8 protein-coding genes and 3 pseudogenes are annotated in these 17,636 nt (G+C 54.0%); 4 read left to right on the top strand and 7 right to left on the bottom strand.

Features of this window, described 5'->3' with window-relative positions:
- Positions 1–117: 117 nt before the first annotated feature.
- The 6 genes and pseudogenes from ACT3UA_RS12995 to ACT3UA_RS12970 form a co-directional block, all read right to left on the bottom strand.
- On the bottom strand, positions 118–1,863 hold the full coding sequence (locus ACT3UA_RS12995; RefSeq protein WP_444616845.1) for a glycosyltransferase family 4 protein: 1,746 nt from the start codon (positions 1,861–1,863) through the stop codon (positions 118–120).
- A gap of 9 nt (positions 1,864–1,872) precedes the next feature.
- Positions 1,873–3,048, bottom strand: a complete 1,176-nt coding sequence (locus ACT3UA_RS12990; protein WP_444616843.1) for a glycosyltransferase family 4 protein — start codon at positions 3,046–3,048, stop codon at positions 1,873–1,875.
- 49 nt (positions 3,049–3,097) lie between these two features.
- Complete coding sequence (locus ACT3UA_RS12985) at positions 3,098–5,011, bottom strand: glycosyltransferase family protein (RefSeq protein WP_444616841.1); 1,914 nt, start codon at positions 5,009–5,011, stop codon at positions 3,098–3,100.
- Between the two features lie 117 nt (positions 5,012–5,128).
- Positions 5,129–9,559 carry a glycosyltransferase gene (locus ACT3UA_RS12980; protein WP_444616839.1) on the bottom strand — a complete coding sequence of 1,477 codons (4,431 nt, stop codon included), beginning with the start codon at positions 9,557–9,559 and terminating at the stop codon, positions 5,129–5,131.
- 782 nt (positions 9,560–10,341) lie between these two features.
- Positions 10,342–11,070: pseudogene (gene istB / locus ACT3UA_RS12975) on the bottom strand (IS21-like element ISAar33 family helper ATPase IstB); the annotation flags it as partial.
- Positions 11,067–11,876: pseudogene (locus ACT3UA_RS12970) on the bottom strand (Mu transposase domain-containing protein); the annotation flags it as partial. The pseudogenes istB and ACT3UA_RS12970, both read right to left, overlap by 4 nt.
- A gap of 802 nt (positions 11,877–12,678) precedes the next feature.
- Between ACT3UA_RS12970 and ACT3UA_RS12965 the strand changes: the two are divergent.
- Genes ACT3UA_RS12965 through ACT3UA_RS12955 form a run of 3 tightly spaced genes read left to right on the top strand, consistent with a single transcriptional unit; the run spans position 12,679 to position 15,264 of the window.
- Positions 12,679–13,287 carry a tyrosine-type recombinase/integrase gene (locus tag ACT3UA_RS12965; protein WP_444616837.1) on the top strand — a complete coding sequence of 203 codons (609 nt, stop codon included), beginning with the start codon at positions 12,679–12,681 and terminating at the stop codon, positions 13,285–13,287.
- Positions 13,284–14,258, top strand: a complete 975-nt coding sequence (locus ACT3UA_RS12960) for a tyrosine-type recombinase/integrase (protein ID WP_444616835.1) — start codon at positions 13,284–13,286, stop codon at positions 14,256–14,258. The genes ACT3UA_RS12965 and ACT3UA_RS12960 overlap by 4 nt, the downstream gene beginning before the upstream one ends.
- Complete coding sequence (locus ACT3UA_RS12955; RefSeq protein WP_444616833.1) at positions 14,245–15,264, top strand: tyrosine-type recombinase/integrase; 1,020 nt, start codon at positions 14,245–14,247, stop codon at positions 15,262–15,264. The genes ACT3UA_RS12960 and ACT3UA_RS12955 overlap by 14 nt, the downstream gene beginning before the upstream one ends.
- Before the next feature lie 9 nt (positions 15,265–15,273).
- On the opposite strand, the pseudogene istA reads toward ACT3UA_RS12955, so the two are convergent.
- Positions 15,274–16,104, bottom strand: a pseudogene (gene istA / locus ACT3UA_RS12950) (IS21 family transposase); the annotation flags it as partial.
- A 237-nt stretch (positions 16,105–16,341) separates the two neighbouring features.
- Here istA and ACT3UA_RS12945 point away from each other — a divergent pair.
- Entirely contained in the window at positions 16,342–16,488 is a 147-nt protein-coding gene (locus tag ACT3UA_RS12945) for a hypothetical protein (RefSeq protein ID WP_444616831.1), read from the top strand.
- Positions 16,489–17,636 lie beyond the last annotated feature (1,148 nt).

Raw genomic sequence — 17,636 nt, 5'->3', positions numbered from 1 at the left:
TCTGGTGCGAGTGTCATTCCCAAAAACTGGGCGTTCAGGCTGATCTTATAAAGCTTTGATTACAAGGCGAGCCTTGTAAACCATATCGCAAGAGTGCAACTGCCGTCAGCTTTCATGTCAGACTGCTTTAGTTATTACTTGCTGGTAAATCTCGGCCAGTCTTCTGGCATTTTTATTCCAAGTTCTGGTTTTTAGTACGAATTCCCGACCTGACCTGCCCATGAGCTCAGCCTTCGCCGGTTCATCAATCAAGGATTCGACGGAATTCGCCCAAGCAACTACGTCACCAGCTGGTACAAGGTGACCGGTTTCACCGTCACTTATGAGCTCGCGCAATGCGGGCAAATCAGAGGCGATAACCGGGACACGAGATGCTAGTGCTTCAACTGGCTTGAGCGGAGTCACCGCTCGAGTAACCGACGAGTCGACGCGAGGGACTACAAATACATTCAGGGACGCGTGGTACAAATGCGCTTTTTCACGCGGAACTCGCCCCGGAAATTCACAATATTCAGAGATTCCGAGCTCGACCGCAAGTCGAATGAGATTTTCTCTCTCAGTGCCATCTCCAACAATGAGGACTCTAAGTTTCTCTGTATCAGGCATAATTTTCGCGACGGCGCGAAGTACCGTGTCCAGTCCTTCGTAGGGCACCAAGCTGCTCACGGTACCGACATAAAATGCCTGAACATCCAATCCAAGCTCTTGTCGAGCAACAGACCGCGACACAGGTTCGTTGAGGAACTCTTCGCCAATGCCATTGGGAAGAATCTCGATATTGTTTGGCTCTACATTGGTCGCTGTGAGATTTTCCCTCATCTCTGCACCGAGGGTGATCACATGGTCAGCGTTCTTGGCGGCAAATGCTTCGCGTTCTCTGAAGAGCTTGTAGCGCTCAGAATTTACGGCAGATTCTGGACGCGTCGATAGCCAAGTGTCAGCCAGCTGCCCGCGGACTTCATATACCCACGGAATACCAGTCGCCTCGGAGACCGCTTTCACCGCGAGAGCATTTGAAAAGTCGGTGGTGGTGTGGAGAATTTGGGGGCGGTCACGAACGACTTTCGCCAGCAGCTCTTCGGCCTGCTGCTGTATCCGGCCTGATAGATCATATTTTGCTCCGGTTGGAATCAACCGCTCGTATTCGACGGCTCCGACCCGATCCGTTTTATTAGCATTGAATATGCCAATGCTTAACGGATAATTCACTCGAGTGCAGGCTCTCACGCTCCAGCCTACGGCGGCCAGTGCCGACAAAGTGGACTGAGTGCGTTGGGCATAACCACTGCCAGTGTGAGGCAGCGAATTGGTCGCTAAGAAGACTACGGATTTTGATGTTCCACTCTTGGAACCAGCAAACGGAGTCGCCGGGAGTTTCGGCTCTGCGCCAAGGTAGACCTTGTATTCAGAAACGTAGTGACGTTTTTGGCGGCTAGGCTTAATTCGATCCAGCAAAGCAATCGCTTCGCTCATATTGCCTAAGCCCCATTGCAGCCGTGCTCGTGCTCTTATCGCATTTGGGGATGAGTTCGCTTCAGCCAACAAGTTAGCCGCCATCTCCCATTCCCCGCTAGCGATACAAAGATTCGCCAGAAAAATCGCGCCGCGATGTGAGCTGGATTTCTCCAACCAGCGACGACAGGATACCTGTAATTGAACGCTATCGTCGCGAATCATCGCCGACATGGCATTTGCTAAGGTTTCGTTGTTCCCAAGTGAAAGCACTTTGCCGAGAACCTTCACAGGAGCTTGATTCTTGAACTTTCTTGCTACTTGAAGCGCGAAATAGCTCGGGTCGTCAGCCACATTTGAGAGGGCCAATCGACCAGTATTCGTAAGATTTGCTATCAACTGAGAATTCAAAATACTGTCCTAGTTCCTGCCGTCGCTCGTGACAACTTCGCTGAGCAACTTGGCATAAACTTTGGCTGCGTCGCGCAATGACGCGTTTTTCCGCACCCAGTGTGAACCATGATTGTAGATTTTCAACATGTCCGGATTTTCTGCCAAGTGCTTCAGATATTGCGTTAGTTCACCAAGACTCTGGCCGACAACTTGCCCGGACTTGGCAGCGGTGATGATCCCAGCGGCTTCGCCGCGCACTAGGCCTGTAATATGGCGGTCGAGATACAGTAACTCGTAGAGCTTCGAAGGTACGGTGTGATCGAAGCTTGGCCAGTCGGGTCGTAGCGAAACGACGCATGTATCCGCCCAGGCGTAATTTTCCAGAACGAGATCTCCATAGACCGACTCACGAAAATCAACGTCTGCATCAAGCTCAGCGGCCAGTTCAATCAAGCGTCGTTTCTCGGTACCATTGCCTACTATCCTCAGCGAAATCTTATTGTCGAGAATTTTGGCCGCGTGAATAAGTGTGTCTAAACCTTGGCTCCGACCAATATTTCCGAGATAAAGCACGCGCAACGCCTCAGTTCGAGGCTCATTCCTTATAACAACTTCAGGGCGTTCAACTTCAACTCCGTTGGAAATCGTAGCTACGTTGCGCACCCCGTTCAACCGCATCTTTACTGCGAGGCCGCGCGTCACGGTCACCAGCAGGTCGCTTCGTTTCACCAGATACGACAGCGCATGAGAAACAACTGGCTCCAGCCAACGCCACTTCAAGACTTGGGATTCTCGTAAAAGGTCCGGCCATGCGTCTCGCAGGTCAACGACAAACGGTACGCCGCGGATTTTGCTGACTACATACCCGACAATCAGCGTCGGTAACGCCGGCACAGTCGCAACAACTACATCCGGACGGCTTTCTTTCAACGCTGCGGGAACGCTCAACACCGCGTCCGCACCATGTTTGAGGACTTTTCCAACCATGGATTTGGATTTATGCAATGAACGATAACGTTTGATGTGGATGCGTTCATTATCGTTAATCGACTGAGTAGTTTGAGCTGTGTTGCCCCGTGGTTGGGGAGCAACAACAGTAAATTCATGTCCTAATTTAGTTAATTCATCGGCAATGACGGACCAACGGCGTTGCGGAGGTGAGATTTCTGGAGAAAACGAATGAGTCAGCAACATGATCTTCATCTACTGCTCACCCCTTTGCCTTCGTATACAAACTCGCACCCAATCAATCTTAGAAGAAAAGATGCGTGTCATTTCGTCCAAACCATTGAATACTACCAGTAGCGGTTAGTTCAGCGTCGCTGAGTCCCCAAGTATGAGCTTTTCCGTCGCCGCTACGCATCTGCATGAAGTTAAAACGATCACTTGAATAGACGCTTCCGCCAGCATCTATGACGTCACGCAGGAATTGGGTATCTTCCCCCCTGCTTCGTGACGCAAAGTGCGTGTTCTTGAATACCGAAGCATGCCCGAGCATGGTCGGTCCCATCACCAGGTTCGTAAACCGGTGCTCCCGATGAGCAAATCGCAACAGAGTTGCGTCCGAATCTGCAAGGTACATGAAATGGGCTTGCTTCCCAACGATCGAAGCTCCGCTATATCGCAGGGCTGCAACTTGATCGAAGAGGTAGTTTGCTCCGTAGAGATCGTCGTCGTCCATTTTCGTGATGAAATCGCCGGTCGCCTCAGCAACTGCTGCGTTGAGGCAATCGCCCAGGGACAGTTCCGCTGACAACTCGAGAATCTTGTAGTCAGCGAGGTTCGCCTCGACGGCTTTGGCTTCAAAAGCCTTACGATCAACGGCAAACCCATGTGTGACAAGAACAAGCTCGGTATCGACATTGAGCTGTGATCCGACGGAAGAAATGATGTGGTCGATTTGGTGCGGGCGGATCGTCGAAACCACTGCACTCACCTTGGGCCGTGACGCCATAGATCGGGCCGAGGGCTCAACCTGCGACAGTCCAACAAACGACTCTACTCGACGCGCTCGGTGGGCATAGGTGTGCTCTCTCCAGATACGCCGTTGCCCCGAATGCACCATTCGATCGCGGAGCTCTGGGCTCTGCACGATGCTGCGGATTGCGTTTGCTGCTTCTTCACGCGTCGAAACTTCTAATACCTCGGATGGGTCAAAGAAATTTCCTATAGCGTCGCTTGGTGCCGATACTACCGCGCTACCGGCCGCCGTGATCTCGAAAATGCGGCGTGCGCACATGCTCGGCGAGTCGACGACTGAATTTACGTTGAGGAAAACGTTGTAGTACTTATTGGCGGCAAGCATCCGGTCATAATCCAAAGACCCAACCACATGCTCGGCGTAAGGAGCCGGGAACTGGTAATTTTCGTCTCCCCCCTGCTGGCGCGAGAAAATATCGAGTCCGTACGGTAGCTTATCCGCTACGTCAGTTGCTCCCCCAAGTACGATTTCCATCTGCTCGCGACGTTCTGGGAACTTATGGGCGAAATACATACCGGCAAAAGCGACATCACGACGTTCTTGGCTCAGCGGACGCACCGGGTTGTGAAAAACCGGTTGCGCAGCGAAGCTCAGCGATGCGATCCGTTCATGGCCCAATTCACGCTGATAATCCACAATTTTGCGTTCATCTGAGGTGAATACAAAATCAAAAAGCCGTGCACAGTCCAAGAAGTCTTCGAAGTGAGGGGGGTCTTCTTTGTTCCAGAAGACCGCAGGAATGGCTTTCTCTTTGAATGCATTGACCATTTCGACCAAGGCAGGTCTTGGAGCACTCGTACCTGTCAGGTGGTATTGCCATGCTTTGCCGTTTCCTGCCCACGCGGACTCGACGAAGAGCAAATCGAAATCTGTTGATTCAAGATGTTCTTTCCAGTCTGCAGGGGTGATAAATGTGCAGTCCCACTCTGGACCCCAAGCCCTTGCGCTAAAGTCGTCCAGGATGACTGCAACTTTTAGTGTGGCTTCGTAGCCCTGCGCAGGTTCGAAAGCTACCGTTGGCAGCTGAAGCCCGAGCGTCATTTCGATGTCAGTTTGGAAGCTGCGGTTAAAACCGCCGGCGCGAGATTCGTAGTTGCTGCGACGGTACCATTCTTGGACTTGTCGCGGGCCACCTTGTCGAAGATGCCACAGCGCTTTTCGAAACTCGCCTAGTGCAATTTTCACTTCTCAACTCACTCTAAAATATTCGCAGGCAGGAATTACCAATATTACAGCGAGGCACGCCCCAGACTCTATTCGGGGACTAGGGCGCACCTCGTTATCTTGAACTTAGTTCCGAAATTAGTCCGCTTCGATGGCCTCAACCAGTTGAGCCATGATCTTCTTGGAATCGTAGTTTTCCACCGTGAAAGCTCTCGCTTCCTCTACCGATTTGTCGAAGCGCTCTTGGTTTGAAACGATTCCGGCAACGTGTTTGGCAGCAAGTTCCGTATCGGTAAAAAGCCATTCTTCGGGGTAGAGCCACTCTGAACCTGGCCATGCCAAACCAACAGGAAGTGCGCGGGAAGCAGCACCATCAGCCAGAGTAAAGTGGAAGGACTCAAAGTCGCTGGTGGATACTGCAACACCAATCTGCTGATACCACTGGTCCATGTCGTTGCCCTGCGGGTCGAAAGCTACTGCACCTTTTAGTAGCGGCGACTCTTCGATCCGGGCATACTGAGCCTCATAGAACGCCATCTCGTCTTGGCGAACCGTCATCCATGGATAATCCTCAGGTCGCTTGCCTTTAACTCGGAGCTTGAATCGTGAGTCATGACGTCGCAGTTCTTCAAGAAGATCCAGGACAAGATCGAATCGCTTCAGCTGTGGAACCATGCCGACAAAGCCCAGAACAAATTTCGATTCATCTTGCTTGAGTAGATCCAGATTATTCGTATCAACCGAGTTTGGAATGACCAGAGTCTTCTCAACAGGAATTCCAAACTTGTGAATAGCCATGCCTCGGATCAGCTCGCTGACGAAGATCACGGTATCAACCTTTTCGAAGTTCACTTTATGGGGGTAGTCCGTGAAAAGCTCCTGGGAGTGGAACCGAGCCACGAGTTTCTGTCCCGGCATCACATTCTTCGAATACCACACAAGATTGCCCAACGACCACTCGCAGAAGACTACGTCAGCGTTCGATAGTAGTTCCTGGCTACGACCAGCGTCATGTCTCGTGTGATCGTCCCACTGGTCAATTTGGAGTTGGTGACCTAGAGAGGTGAGCTTATCCATCATGGGACCAGCAAATTTCAAATCGTGACCGGCCACTAGGATGTTTGCTCGGCTTGCGACGCCTGCTGTCGTGTGTGCTTTTTCCTCGTCTTCATCGAAGTTGAATGGCCGTCGCAAGCAAATGCTTGCAATCATCTCTTGCTCGTCAGCTGGTTCCAGCTTCAGAGTTGGAAGATTGGCTTCTTCATCTGCCACCATCCACAACGGCAGCCCACGAGTATGCAGGTGACCGTCGCTTGACTGAACGGTATTAGCATTGCCGTACAGCAATGCAGTCAGCATGTCTTCCAAGAGGTTGTCGTCATCCAAAACATCCTGTACATTTTCAGCAACCACATCAGCTGTACGGGGATCACGGCGTGCCAACACAGCGATTCCTGAATTCTTAAGTACTAGGGCAGCCTGCTCTGAATCCACGCCTGCATCAACATATACTTCACTAGGCCGGGCGCTCGAAGCCAGAATCTTGTGTGTCACGGTCTCATTGAGCTCATCCAGCTCCAGTCCAAGGGTTGGCAGCGTTGGAATATCAACCGCAATGCCTGCCATACGCAATGCAAGGGCCAGCCGATGATGTGCGAGGTGCTTGCGGAAAGTACAGCGTAGCGGCGCCCATGCATCAGAGACACGGTCACTCTCCGAATTCATCCACAGCGAAGAAATTAGTGCCGAATCCCGACGGCTGCTTACCACAGGTATGGCGCCATCAAACATCCAGGAAATTCCGAAGCTCTTTCCGCTAATGACTGGTGTACCACAAGCAGCAAGCTCAAACACTCGACGAGAGAACATCGTCGGTGACGCATTTACCGAGTTCACATTCACATGCACTGGATGTGATTTGTAGGCCTCAACCATCTGATCGTAGGTCAGCCCTCCCTGCACGTAGTCCTGAAGTGCTGGTGGGAACTTATAAGGTGACTCCGAATTATCTGCTTGGCGGTCAAAGATGGTCAGCCCTTGAGGACTTGCGCCTTCGAGAATTGCGCGTAATTCCTTGGAACGTTCAGCATAGCGGTCACCATAGTAAGAACCACCGTAGGCAACGGTATGGGAATATTCACGAGTGCTGCCCAACGGATTATGAATTTCAGCCTGAGCCCAGAAAGGAAGGCTTCCAAGAGCCTTGAGCTTTCCGCCACGGTGTTCCCAGTACTCCTGCAAGCAGTTTGCATCGGTCGTCAGGACAACATCGAAGTACTTCGCAGTTCTGCGGAAACGGTTGAAATGCACGGGGTCTTCCTTGTTCCAAAAGACCGTTGGGATTCCATTGCTTCGACAATAGGAAACGAGCGAGGCAAGCTCTGCGCACTGCTCATCATCGTAGTATCCAACCTTGCGTGTCCACGTGCCGCCGTTACCCGACCACGCTGACTCTACGAAAAGTACGTCGACTGGGTTGGCTTGAAGTGAGGCTCGCCAGTTTTCCGGAGTCGGCGAAACGACATTGACTTCACGGCTAATCGTCGTCGAAGTGAATTCGTCGGCGATGATAGCCATATTGATATCGCTGAGTTTCTTTCCTGGAGTGTCTCGCTTCTGAGCCAATTTAGCTTGGGCGACAAAAATATCAGCAACAATAGGCCATGTGCGGTTCTCAACGGTCCACAGACGGGCGCGGCGACCCATATCCTGCGCCTTCTTTGGATTCTCAGCGAGCTCCGCAATTGCTGCACCGAGGGACTTTACATCGTCTGCCATGAACAGCTTGCCCCTACTATTGTCATTACCCAACAGGGTCGCGATCGGAGAAACGTCTGAGCCGATTACTGGCCGACCTGCTGCCATGGCCTCAATGGGCTTCAGTGGAGAAACAAGTTCGGTGACGATATTCGACTTTCGTGGGCAGACTACTGCGTCGAAGATGGCGAGGTAATCGTTGATCTTGTCATTCGGTACTCGCCCAGTGAAACGAACGCGATCCTGCAACCCTTGTTCCGCAACCTGCTGCTTCAGAGCCGGCAATACAGCGCCATCGCCAACTATGAGCGCGCCGACATGATCGAGTGACTCAGGCAGCTCTTGAATTGCGTCAATGAGCAGATTAAGGCCTTCGTAGTCGACTAGGCTGCCAGCATAGCCTAACAAGAATTCCTTTGGCTTTTTCGCGCTCACAACGCTAGAACGCTCTGATGGCAGTGGCACGTACTGGAAAATGTTGGCGGCATTGGGCAGAATCACGATTTTGTCTGCATTTGCCCCACGCTTCACAAGTTCCGCGCGCACTTCTTCAGTAATCGCAAAAACTTGATCAGCTTCGTTTGCCACAAGTGCTTCGAGACTGCGTGCCAGTTCGAAACGCTCTGACGCATGCCAGGTTTCGTTGCCAGCGGCCGCCGTAACTTCCCACAGTCCACGAACTTCATAGATAAATGGAATACCCAAGCGACGGGCTGCAATAAGCGCAGGAAGAGCAGTGATGTGATTAGATGCCGAGATTATCACCGACGGACGGTTCATCATCGCTTCGCGGACATAGACATCTGCAGCGATCTGAATGAACTTATCCAAAGGATCGTTCCGCAGGGAAACGCCTGGATTGAAATGCGTGTCGACACCTTGGTAGTTGCGAATCAGGCGCCTGACTTTGGGCAATTTCTGGTCGACCCGTGAGTCCCATGGATAACCGGGTCGAGCTGCGATGAATAGATCCATTCCAGCTTCTATTACCGCAGAAGTTATACCGGTCGTACGCGTAGAGTAGCCATTACTGTTATATTCACCCGTGCTATGCGCACAGTACATGACTCTGTCCGGTTGTGGAACATAAACGGGGGTTTGGCAGTTTGGCGAAACCACAGGTAAAGCTTCTAATAGTCTTGCTTGACCGAGAATTTGCTTGTGCAAAGTCCCGAAATCCGCGGGGGCACCCTCCTCCGCTCCAAGCGCTTCGAGGCCCTTCGCCGGCTCGGAAATTTCTCCCTTCTCGCGATAACGAGAAATGTATGCCGATGCTTTAGCCTCAAGCGAATCAAACGTATCTGGCAGTACATCGCTGCCGATTGCGTTGGAATTCCCGTCTCGGCCTTGTTCAACGTTGGAAGAAGATTTTACTTCTTGCTGTGCAACCATTGTCTTATTGGCTGCCGCAACGGGCTTCCGCGCGAATGGACTCTTCATTCCGCGAGCTGCCTTCACGACAGGGTGATTCTTCAAATTATCGTAGGCAGTTTTGAATTTCTCTGCACGCTCGTGTTCATTCGCAAGTTTTTTCTTGAGAGTTGAAGCCTCGCTACGGTGCTTCTTACAGTCCGCTGATGTGCGCTTAAAATCCCGTTCCAGTCTCGCGACCCGACCCTCTAGTTTAATCTTGCGTTCGACAAGCGCTCTATTCTCAGCTGACATTTTACCCGCCTGCACGCGATAATTCACTAGATCGTCTAGCACCCAGCTTTCCATATCGCCACCAAGATCTAAGTATTCTTGTCGGATATTGAATAGCTCCGCGCGTGTCGAAATCGGCTGTGCTGTCTTACGATTCGTTCGTTTCAACGAGGAAACTCCCTATACTCTGAATTCTTAGTCAAGAGTAATTCTAGCCGTTCGATAGGTATTGCAGAATTTGTAAACTTACTTCTGCGTTTTGTCTCCAGCATGAGATTACAATGACGATACTAGACACGCTTCGCCAAATAACATCACTTGTCACTGAAGTCCCATGGCTCTGGATTCCGGTAAACTTTTACCCCACCCCGACCCGTCCCCGTATTGAGCTGTCGTAGTGTCGTGAGACACTCTTTGAATGTTAGCGAGCATATAGACACGCGGCATGGAGTACACCGCAACCACTAAACAGTTCAACACGTTCCGGGGCGATTACTACCAATGCTTCGATGCCCGCGCCGACGCGGTGCTCGTACTAACCGATGCGCTGTTAAGGGTTCAATGCAAGGTTGTTGACCCGCGCCTCACCTCTCGCTCAAACCGGAACACCAGCACGGCTACGGTGCCTTGTATGGGAAAATCAACCTCGATAGCATCCAAAGCAGACAGCTCAAGGACCTGATGACCGCACTACGACGGGTCCCAACCTCAAATTACGGTTCTGAGAGCCGGCAGGAGCAGATGCTGCAGGCTGTCAACGTTTGCAAATGACAACTGAATATTTGACTCTTTGAGAGCCACCGATATTCCCACCCAGAGCCACCCGTTATTGCGGTTCGGAGCCACCCAATATTCTCATTCAGAGCCACCACCCAGCCTTGACGGTTGACTGGCGGCTCTGAACAAGGAATCTCACCGTGGACGCTTGATGCGTTTAGCGCCCAGCACTCATTCGCCTCACGCATGTTGAACCCACCGGTCTCAATCCAGATCGTATTGTGCACGATGCGGTCCATGATTGCGTCGGCTAACGCACCAGCACCCAACCGGGCATGCCAATCAGCCTGCTTGTACTGAGTGCAGAAAACAGTCGACGCGGCATCGTACCTTCGCTCCATGAGCTCGAAGATGAAACTCAAGAACTCTCCACTCGGCGGTTCCAAAAGCCATTCGTCCAATACCAGCGCACTGTAATTGGCATACTTACGCAACAGCTTCTGCACGCCCAACGGCTTGTTGGCGGCCTGCTGCCATTCTTCTTCGAGGTCCGGCATCCGCACGTATCCGGTACGGTAGCTGTGAACACAGGCCTGCTTCGCCACGGCGCACGCCAGATAGGACTTGCCGGACCCCGTAAAACCTTGAAAAACCAGATTCCTGTTGAGCTCAATGAAATGGCAGGTCGCCAACTGAGCCAGCAGCGGCTGGTTCAAGCCCCGCTCTTCAGCCCGGTCCACTTTCCGTAAGTCAGCCTGCGGATAACGGAGCTTAGCGCGACGGATTAGACCGTGGGACTTCGTATTCAGAAATAGCCCGTGGGCTTGGTCCACGGCCAGCTCGATCCGTGCTTCGATACTTAATGACATGCTCACCACATCGTCTTGGGATTCGAATGCCGTGAGCAGGTCGCCGGCGGCCATCTCGCGGAGTTTGCGCTTGGTTTCGGTGTTCAGGTTCATCGGGTCTTCCTTGCGTAGTAGTCGCTGCCTCGTACGTATCCAGTGTTGGCTTCAGCTGCTGGCGGGAGGGTCGCTTCTTTCCAGTTCTCGTCCTGCCGGTTCTGCAGAATCGGATGTAAATGCCCGTAGCGTGGGGAGCGGATCCGTGACTGCAATGCGACGAAGCAAGCGTCCTCCAGTCGGTTTGGACTGTATTTTGAAGACAAGCGCAGCACGGCCAGGGCGGGGTTGATTCCTTGCTCGGCAACCGGCACGGAAACGAAGATCTTATCGATCACCTGCACCGTGTTCGGGCCGATGCGGTGAGCCCATCCGCGGAGCCGTTTGGGGTCCCATGAGCGGTACTTGCGTTCTGGTGGGATATCGGCGTCATTGGTCCGATACTGATTCACTGTGGCCGCATCACACAAGAGGTGACTGCTGAGCCGTTGGGACTGAAGATAGACTTCCAACGTCTTGGACGTGATCCTCAGGTCCACGGTGGCGCCGACGTGTTTGAGCGGGACGGAGTAGAAGTTCTTCTTCCACGTCACGTAGCTGTTCTTGGCTACCTTGCGTCCGTGGACCCAGTCGCTCATCTCGTATGGCACCATTGGTAGCGGACGCAGCAGTGGTTGCTCTTCTTCATGAAAAACGCTTTGGCGGGAGCCGGCACGTTTCTGGAAGGGTTGCGCGTTATAGGCTTCGGCCTGCCGATAGATGGCCGTACGCTGTGAATCAAGCGTGGTGAACTTTTCATGACGTAGTGAAGCGATCACCCACGTAACCACAAGACCCACGGTATTTTCCACGCTGGATTTGTCTTTTTAATCCCGAACTCGGGATTAGCGCGATTATTCCGAGTATTCCGTTATCCCGAGTATTCGTCTGCACTTCTTTGATCAACCGGAATCCGTGCGCACTTCCTCGGGATAACAAATCAGGATTAAGCTGACTCACCCCTATTCGTATTCACATGGAGGTGAGGAAGAAATGAAGATCCCACTTGCCGAGCTGGTCTCAAAAGCCGATACAGAGATCCTCAGGCTCAATCACGCAGCTTCGACACTGATGCAGTACCGGTGGGCGTGGCACCGGTGCGAAGTGTTCTGTTCCGAAAATGGCATAACCGAATTCACCGACGAAGCCCTGGCAACGTATTTGCGATACCTAACCACGGAACGAAACGAAGGCCGGTTCAAGGAATGGAAATACAAGCTCCTACGCAAGTCAGCACTCGTTTTATCTGAGGTCCAAAACACTGGCACATATCGGTGGAAACTATCGAAGCAGGATTCCCCGAACTCTGGGCTCAATACTGTGTTTCGCCCGGTCCAGGAGTACTTCGAATCGTGGCTGACCCACCAAAGCTTGGCCCAGCACACTCAGGACCTGTATGCAGCTGTCGCTCGCCGAACATTGGCGTCGTGGCAAAGCCGAGGAATCACGGACTTCCGGGCCTTGGGCGGTGCAGAGGTGGCTTCCGCTTTGATTTCATTGGCAGAAAATTACCATCCTGGCAGCATGAGGACGGTGCTCTCGGCCGTTCGGGTGCTATGTCGTTTTCTCGAAGAGTCCGCCGGATGCTCGGGGCTCTCTAGGTCAGTTCCGAGGGGCGCTTCACGGCGCGTGAGGCAGGTTTCTGTGCTGCCCTCCGAGAAGATCGAGATGCTGACAAACTCACCCGACCCGGAGACGGTCACCGGAATCCGGGACCGTGCAATGTTGCTGCTGGGCGCGCGCACCGGGTTGCGTCCCGTCGACATCGTGGCCCTGCGCCTGCAGGATATCGACTGGCGACAAGGACGAATCACGTTGGTGCAACGAAAGACTGGCGTGGTGCTGGGCTTGCCCCTGTTGGCTGATGTGGGAGAAGCCATCGCCGACTACTTACTCCATGGCAGGCCCACAGGGGTCAACGACGAGCACGTGTTCTTGAGGAGCCAAGCCCCGCACGTTGCCCTTGCACCTTCAAACGGATTACATCACGTGGCTTCCAGCGCATTTGCCCGGACAGGCGTCGGTTCCGATCCCGAGATGGGCCACGGTTTTCGGGTGCTACGGGCATCCTTTGCGACCCGCATGCTGGAAGGCGAAATCCCATTGTCCGTCATCTCCGGGGCGTTGGGCCACCGTGGCATTGCTTCGGCCAAGCACTATCTGACTGCTGACGAGGTACACATGCGTGAATGCTGTCTTGATTTCGCGGGGATCGAGCCGCGAGGAGCACAGTCATGAGCGGGTTTGTTAGTGGTTTGGCCCCGCATATTCGGGGGCTGCTGGAGCTCAAGCGTGCGATGGGACTGCCCTATGAGACCTCTGAACGGCATTTGTTGGCCTTCGACGCCATCTGTTCCCTGCACTATCCAAACCAGAGCACCTTATCGAAGGCCATGGCCATGGAATGGGCAGTGAAACGCCCGAATGAGAACGTCAACGCTCAGACGCGACGGATCACCCCGATCAGGCAGCTCGCCAAATACATGGCGTCGGTGGGAGCCAAAGCCTATGTCATCCCGAAAGGCATTCCGGGGCGCCAAGTCCATTACCGTCCGCATATTTTCTCCCACCGGGAGTTGCGGGCACTTTTTGATTCCGCCGACGCGATCCAAGTTTCGCCGTTTGGTGGACAGCGGCAGCTGATCATTCCGGTGATGTTCCGGATGCTCTACTGCCTGGGTCTGCGTCCGGGTGAGGCGAGGAACCTGCACCGCAATGATGTCGACCTCGCCCATGGTTCGGTGCTGATCCGTGAGTCCAAGGGGCACAAGGACCGGATGGTGTTCATGTCACCGGACCTGCACGAGTACTGCCGCCGCTATGATGCCGCGATCAGCTCTTTGTATCCGGACCGGATACCGTTCTTTCCCAACCACCAGGGAAATTTTTACAGCAAAAGCACCCCGAACTGTTGGTTTCATGAGCTTTTGGAGGCCGCGGGCTCCCTGATCGTGGCGAGCCCCGGTTCGGCGCCGCGACCCTACGACTTGCGCCACGCGCACGTAGTCGAACTGATTAACCGATGGGTGCTCGCAGGTAGAAGCCCAGAAGTGCTGGTCGCGTATCTGAGCCTGCATTTGGGGCATAGCAACACGGAAGATACCTGGTTTTACTTCCATCTGGCCGCAGATTTCCACCCCGAGCTGCGCGGTATCGCCAACACAAGCATTGAATCCATATTCCCGGAGGCACACCATGAATTCCGATGAATTCTTCGCCCTGGTGCGAAGTTGGTTGACCAGCTATCTGCCCCGTTCGCGCAGACTCAGCCCACACACGATCCGTTCCTACAAGGCGGCCCTGAACACGCTGCTGGCGTTTCTGGGCGAAACCCGTTCTTTAAAGCTGGAGCAGGTCGGATTCGACGCGATCACCTACAGCAGCATGTCCGAGTTCATCTCGTGGCTCATAGATGTCCGGAAGCTCAGTGCCGCCTCAGCGAATCAACGGCTGGCCGCCATCAAGTCCTTTTTGTCGTACTGCGCCGGAGAGGAGCCTGCACTGGTTGCGGTCTGGTTAGACGTCAAAAGGGTCCGCCCGGCACGCGCACCGGAGCATGTCCCGAATGCGTTGAGCATGCCAGCCGTCGAGGCCTTGATTCGCGCGCCGGGGCAACAAACCCGCCAAGGGCTGCGAGACACTCTGTTGATCTTGCTGATGTTCGACGCCGCCGCGCGCATCCAGGAAATCCTGGGCCTAAAACCTGCCGACATCGTCACCACGCCCGGAGGCGGTGCGGTGACGCTAACCGGCAAAGGGCAAAAGACGCGAACGGTGCCGATCATGGACAAGACAGGACGCCACGTTGAGCAGTACCTGAAGTTTTTCCATTCGAACCCGGCCGAGCCTGATGCGACGTTGTTCTATACGGTCTGGGCAGGACAAAAACACCAGATGAGCCAGGACAACGTCGCCTACATGCTCAACAAGTATGCGGTCATCGCCCAAGCGCAATGCCCCGAGGTTCCCGAGCACGTGAATGCCCACCAGCTGCGGCACGCGCGTGCAATGCAGTTGTTGCGTGCCGGGGTGGCCTTGCCGCATATCAAGGAATTCCTGGGTCATGCGCACATTTCCACCACCGAAATCTATGCCTCGGCAGATAACCAGATGGTGCGCGAGGCCATCCAGAAAGCAGCCAGCAGAACTCCCGACCCTGCCCCGATCTGGAAGGGAACCGATGATTTGATTCTCCGACTCGCCGGCCTCAAATAGTTATCCCGAGGAAGTGCGCACGGATTCCGGTTGATCAAAGAAGTGCAGACGAATACTCGGGATAACGGAATACTCGGAATAATCTTTTGGCCTGCGGACGCGGCCTGGCAGGATCGCGGAAGAGTAGTGCTCGGCGAGGTGACGGTAGGCATCGTTGAGGATAATCTCCCCTTCGGCGGGATGCTTGATCACCCCGGTTTTCAGGTTGTCACACACGATCCGCGGCACGCTGCCGCCGAAAGCGGTGAACATCGCTGCGTGGCATAGCATCCAGGATTCCTGCTTCATATCGAGGCAGGGTTCAACGAACGCGTACCGGCTGAACGGTAGGCAGGCGACGAACAAATACACCGTGGATCGTCGGCCCGCGACCGGGTCATGCAGGGCCATCGTTGGACCTGACCAGTCAACTTCGACGCTGACACCGGATTTATGCTCCACTCGTGAGGTGGCCCCGTGTTCCAGGACGTAACGTTGGTAGGACTTGCAGAACCGGTCGTAACCCATGAATGCTGCGCCGGTGGTTTTGGCCTGATCGGAGTATTCGCCGTGCAGGAGCTTCAGGTTGGTGCCGACTTTGGCCAGTTCCTTATGCACGGTGGGCCAGTCCGGTTGGGTGAACACGCTTTCGTGCTCGCTGCGGCCAGGGAACAAGAGTTCGTAGACTTTGTCTTCGGTGAGGTCCTTGAACTCGTCCCAGCTACTGGAGTTGGCGGCGGCAGCGTTGAGGACTTCTGCGACACTATTGCGGGAAATGCCTTGGGTGGACGCGATGGTGCGTCCTGACAAGCCCTCGGCGCGAAGCTGGAGTATTCGCTTCGCTTTGATCTTACGTACCATTGAAAATGGCTCCTTTCACCACGCAGGCTGTTGCGTGGTGGGAGGAGTTTATACAGGGTGGCTCTGAGAGAGAATATTGGGTGGCTCTGAAAGACAATAACGTCATCTCGACGTGGCGGCTCTGAATCGAAATATCGGTGGCTCTCAAAGAGTCAAATATTCAGACAACGACTTGTCGCCGTCTGGGTCTCGGAAATGGCGCCTTGCCAGACCTACGCCCGCGATGGACAATCCCAGATGAACCCGAGATGGCCGTATTCCTTCATCACCCCGCTACCCGCCGGGGCCATTTCATGGACCACGCCCTTCGATGCGGGGCGCCTACCCCTCGGGCAAGACGCCACCGAAATCCACGCCACCCAAATTCGTGAATTGGTCAACTGACCGATCGGCGCCAGCGCCTACGGGAGAAAGGATCCGGAACTGATCATTTTCATTGATGCCGGGTATGAAGTGGCACGCTTGGCATTGCTCCTGAGGTACCTGCCGGTAAACTTAGTAGCCAGAATCAACTTGAACCGGGCGTTCAATGCCCCACCCGAGGCCCGCCGGGGGCATACTATCGGGCGTGCACCACGCCACGAAGCTAAGACGACGATCAGAGCTCGGGCAACCTAACCGCCATCGGCACACACCACCGTCTAAGAGCTGTCCCGGTACCGCAAAGCACAAGTTCCAAAGATTGAGCGAATGCACCCCCAAACTCGATACTCGAGGCAGAATCGCCGATGAGCGCGGTCGCCCAACGGTCATCTCTAGGGATCACCGATCGACCTCACAGCGCAGGGGCTGGTTGGCAGAACCCATCCAAAGTCCCTGTTGCATTGGAGATCGAAAATTGTTCCCAAGTACCTTGGCGAAGATGATCATTGGTGGTCGACGTATTTGCGTCGCTTCGACATGAATCACTTTCCGGTTTCGGAAGCGGACTCCAGGCTGGGCCAAACCGAAACTGTATGACCAACACGCGGCGGATATCTGGGCATGAATATCTGACTCTTTGAAAGCCACCAATAATGCGGTTCAGAGCCAAGCGCAAGAAGAACAGATCCCCATGGTCTTCGACCACCGATGATCGTTCGCCGGCTACCAACAGTTCATGACTGTTGGTAGCTGTGTACAAAGTATTGAGATCCGCTGTCCACGAACTGGTGAGATTCGGTGTCCACGATGTACCGAGATTTCACACCGGGTCCACAGAACAGGAGTACCACCAGATGCAATTCAGCAGCCATGAAGCTGCCACCGTCGAAAAACTCCGCGAACAGGATAGTAGTTGAGCCCCAGCTGGGCCGTGGCTGCTTTACTTCCCATCCCCAGGGCTCTGGACATCGGTAGAAAATTAATGAGACGCCTCTAAGCCCTTCACCCGGTACCGCAACACCCGATCCGTCCCCGGATACACAGTCCGCGTGCCGCTGAGCAACTCACACAATTCACCCAACGCCACCGTGGCCCGACGCGTCGGCAAAGGATCCAACACAACCTCCAACACCCCGTCCTGGCCTGGATCCAAATCCCCGTTCAGCTTC

It is taken from the genome of Glutamicibacter sp. 363, assembly GCF_052379505.1.
In the GTDB taxonomy this organism is placed as follows: Bacteria; Actinomycetota; Actinomycetes; order Actinomycetales; family Micrococcaceae; genus Glutamicibacter.
Note: the sequence above shows the minus strand (reverse complement) of the source record. Positions and strands in the feature narration are given on the sequence as shown.

Excerpts from the sequence above, each read along its gene's own strand:
- ACT3UA_RS12990 (WP_444616843.1), bottom strand. The coding sequence starts at position 3,048 with ATGAAGATCATGTTGCTGACTCATTCGTTTTCTCCAGAAATCTCACCT.
- ACT3UA_RS12960 (WP_444616835.1), top strand. The coding sequence starts at position 13,284 with ATGAGCGGGTTTGTTAGTGGTTTGGCCCCGCATATTCGGGGGCTGCTG.
- ACT3UA_RS12955 (WP_444616833.1), top strand. The coding sequence starts at position 14,245 with ATGAATTCCGATGAATTCTTCGCCCTGGTGCGAAGTTGGTTGACCAGC.
- ACT3UA_RS12945 (WP_444616831.1), top strand. The coding sequence starts at position 16,342 with ATGAACCCGAGATGGCCGTATTCCTTCATCACCCCGCTACCCGCCGGG.